At 33.8% G+C, this 1,699-nt stretch carries 3 protein-coding genes; 1 reads left to right on the forward strand and 2 read right to left on the reverse strand.

Features of this window, described 5'->3' with window-relative positions; genetic code table 11:
* Window positions 1-193 precede the first annotated feature (193 nt).
* Window positions 194-829, reverse strand: coding sequence for a DUF805 domain-containing protein (locus ACTHS3_RS12420; protein WP_004519377.1), 636 nt, complete (start codon window positions 827-829; stop codon window positions 194-196).
* Between the two features lie 18 nt (window positions 830-847).
* Window positions 848-1,156, reverse strand: coding sequence for a hypothetical protein (locus tag ACTHS3_RS12425; RefSeq protein ID WP_003745794.1), 309 nt, complete (start codon window positions 1,154-1,156; stop codon window positions 848-850).
* Window positions 1,157-1,293: 137 nt separating this feature from the next.
* On the opposite strand from ACTHS3_RS12425, the gene ACTHS3_RS12430 reads away from it, so the two are divergent.
* Window positions 1,294-1,605: a helix-turn-helix domain-containing protein gene (locus ACTHS3_RS12430; RefSeq protein ID WP_003745796.1), complete on the forward strand. Its 312-nt coding sequence runs from the start codon at window positions 1,294-1,296 to the stop codon at window positions 1,603-1,605.
* Window positions 1,606-1,699: the final 94 nt, after the last annotated feature.

Here is a 1,699-nt window from a genome sequence, read left to right on the forward strand (position 1 = left end):
TAAATATACTGTTCATAGGGGAAATTCTGGTATTCAGGTAATTTAGAAATGGAGATCAGTGATTGAAGGTTAAGTCATAATTTTTGGAAGTATTAGAGTATCAGTAAAATAGAAATGAGTAAGACAAAGTTTGATTAATTCATTGGGAAAGGCCATCTGAAATTTTTGTTTCAGATGGCCTTACTCTAGAAGGTTAGTTTTCAGGCATACTACCCCATTGATTATCCCCATTGAAGGATGGTTGGCACATCAAAACAATTAGCCAGATTGGGCCAATAATAGGAATAAGTATAATGAGAAACCACCAACCTGATTTTCCTATATCATGGAGACGTCGAATAACGACAGATAAAGATGGAATAATTACAGCTAGAGCAAATAGGTAATATAGGAGGAAGAAAATATCTCCAAGACTTCTGCTAATTTCAGACATTATTATTGCGACAATAAAAATGGAAAAATCTGCAATTATTCTAAAGAGTGTATATCCCCAAAATTCTCGTTTGGATGCTCTCCCTGAAAATTGTGCATAACGTTTAGATAGCGTTTCCAAAAATAAGGCAAACAGTGATAATTGTCCATTTTCATTTCTGGATTGCGCCACAGTATTGAATGCATTTACGACATTATTAGATGAACTGCTATTTAGTGCCTTGTAAATACCAATAGCCTGACCATCTCCATTAATATCAAAATCAACATTCATGCCTCGAGTAGGAATGTTTTGTTCTTTCCATTCTTCGCTTTTAAATGGATAACGCTTACCATCCTCCCCGTTGATCAGACCACCACCGTTTTGAATTGAAAAGTCTAAAATTTGTCCCTTCATTTGTATCACTCCTAATATTTAATTGATTTCTAAGTAGAAACTACTTTTATCTTTATTCTGCCATTTGATTGAGTAAGTGATGTTTTCACTTCCTTTTGTTGTGGTCAATTTGGCAGAACATACTCTTATTTCGGCATCATGATTAACGGCAGTTTCTTCCACATCATCCAATGAAACAAATTGACCTAAAAGAAATGAGCGTTGGTTAATGATTTTTTTAACCAAATCTTCTGCATCACTTGAACCGCATGAAGGTAAGCCCCCCATACAACCAGTTAATAACATCACTGGTAAAATCCCAGCAAAGAGATAGTGTTTAATTTTCATTTGGTCACCTCAAGATTTAAAGTTTCATAAAAATAGAAAAGTACAGTAAAACTGTATGAAGTATTGCATTACAATTTCAATTGAATCTATTTCTCTCTAATATCTTTTGCATGAATATAAGTCGTGCAATTAGATTTTTGAGAAAACAAAAAGGTTGGACACAGCAGCAACTTGCTGATTTTGCAAATACTTCAAAAAGTAATATCTCCAATCTTGAGAATGGTAATCAAGGATACAGTGAGGCTATCTTAAAATATCTTGCTGATGCATTGGGATGCCGTGTTTCGTCTATTTTTCTGCTAGCAGAATACTTGGAAAGACAGCAAAACAATACATTAAAGGATTTAGAAGAAATGCCGGTCGAACTGATTTTTTTACAACTTCCTGAACCTTTACAACAGTCTTTTAAATTATTGATGATCCAGACCTTGGAGCAAATCTCAAAATAAATACTGTTTTATAGGTTTGTTTGTTTTTAAATAAAAGCCGTCTGAAATTTACATTTCAGACGGCTTTTATATTGGTAATGATGATCAGAGTGAG

The sequence above is a fragment of the Neisseria sp. P0009.S007 genome (genome assembly GCF_051962515.1).